This is a genomic window from Amycolatopsis sp. CA-126428 (assembly GCF_002904335.1).
Lineage (GTDB): Bacteria > Actinomycetota > Actinomycetes > Mycobacteriales > Pseudonocardiaceae > Amycolatopsis.
This window is the reverse complement of sequence record NZ_PPHF01000083.1, coordinates 1-1,485: the sequence shown is the minus strand read 5'-3', so window position 1 is coordinate 1,485 and position 1,485 is coordinate 1. Positions and strand designations below refer to the sequence as shown.

General features: G+C 67.5%; 1 protein-coding gene. It reads right to left on the bottom strand.

All coding sequences use genetic code 11. From position 1 onward, the window contains the following. Positions 1 to 6: 6 nt before the first annotated feature. A complete protein-coding gene (locus C2L58_RS22990; RefSeq protein WP_441296310.1) occupies positions 7 to 1,353 on the bottom strand; it encodes an IS30 family transposase in 1,347 nt (448 codons plus the stop codon). Between the last annotated feature and the right edge of the window lie 132 nt (positions 1,354 to 1,485).

The following is a 1,485-nucleotide window of genomic DNA, read 5'->3' as shown; positions in this document are numbered from 1 at the left end:
GCGAGTTCAATCGGTGGATGCAACACCGGGTTGTTGGAGTGAGCGTAACTGCTCGGCGAAGACTTCGGCCGGGGTTCGCCAGTCGAGGATCTTGCGGGGCCGGTTGTTGATCGTGTGAGCGACGGCTTCGAGATCTTCGGCCGACCATCGGGACAGATCGGTGCCCTTCGGAAAGTACTGGCGCAGCAAGCCATTGGTGTTCTCATTGGTCGGTCGCTGCCATGGCGAGTGCGGGTCGGCGAAGAAGACTCTCGTCCCTGTCTCAAGGGTCAGCTGCGCGTGCGCGGACAGTTCCTTCCCGCGGTCCCAGGTAAGTGTTCGTCGTAGTTGCTGCGGCAGTTGTGTGATTGAGGCGACCAATGCGGCGTTCATTGCGACGGCGCCATAGCCGCCAAGCGACGGTCCGTTCTTCACCGGCGGGTTCTCTCCCCAGCCCTCCAGCCGGGGCAGGTGCACCAGGAGCGTGGCTCGGCTGCTGCGCTCGACGAGCGTGCCGATCGCGGACCGGCCCGTCCCGATGATCAGATCCCCTTCCCAATGTCCTGGAACGGCGCGATCGGCGGCTTCGGCGGGGCGTTCGCTGAGGACGACGTCCGCGCTGACGTGCCCGCTGGGCTTGTTGCGTGATCGAGCTCGCGGTTCTCGCAGGGCCCGGCCGGTGCGCAGACACGCGACCAGCTCCCGCTTGAGCGCGCCGCGTCCCTGGATGAACAGCGACTGATAGATCGCCTCGTGGCTGATGCGCATGGACACATCATCGGGGAAATCAACCGGGAGCCGGCGAGAGATCTGCTCCGGGCTCCACGCCGTCGCCCACCGCCGGTCTTGCCGATGCGGCTTGTTCAGCCCCTTCCACGCCGTCTCAGGCCCGGCAACGACCGTGCCATCGGGCCGCCGGACATTCCCGGCGAGCCGTTCCTGCACGTACTCGCGCAGCCTGTCGTCGACCGCGAGCTTCGCGGTCTTCGGGCGTTTCGCTGCCTGCTGCGCTTTCCACTGTGCGACCACGGCACGGTAGACCTGCTTCCCGCTCCGGGTCGCCGCGTTGCGGCGCAGTTCGCGTGAGATCGTTCCCGGGTCGCGGCCGATGCGGCGGGCGATCTCGCGCACCCCGTGCTGCTGGGCACGCAACAGCGCGATCTCCTCACGCTCGGCGAACGACAGGTACCGGCCCGCGGGCTCGTCCAGACTGATCGGCGCCATGCCGCCAGCGTGACGGAACCAGCGGATCCCAACCGGCCAGGACACACCGACATTCTCCGACGCCTCAGCCGTCGTTGCTCCCGACGCGATCTGTCGCCAGAAATCCCGCTGCACTGCCCATGATGGCTCCGGCCGGCCCGGCGAACGCATCGGCGGCCGCAACGCCCGATCCGCCGCCCACTGCCGTCGCGCACCCACCGGCGCCCCCGACAGCTGCTTCCTACCGTGCCCCATTGCGCACCTCCATGATCAAGGTGTTGCGACGACCGGTTGAATCCGCCC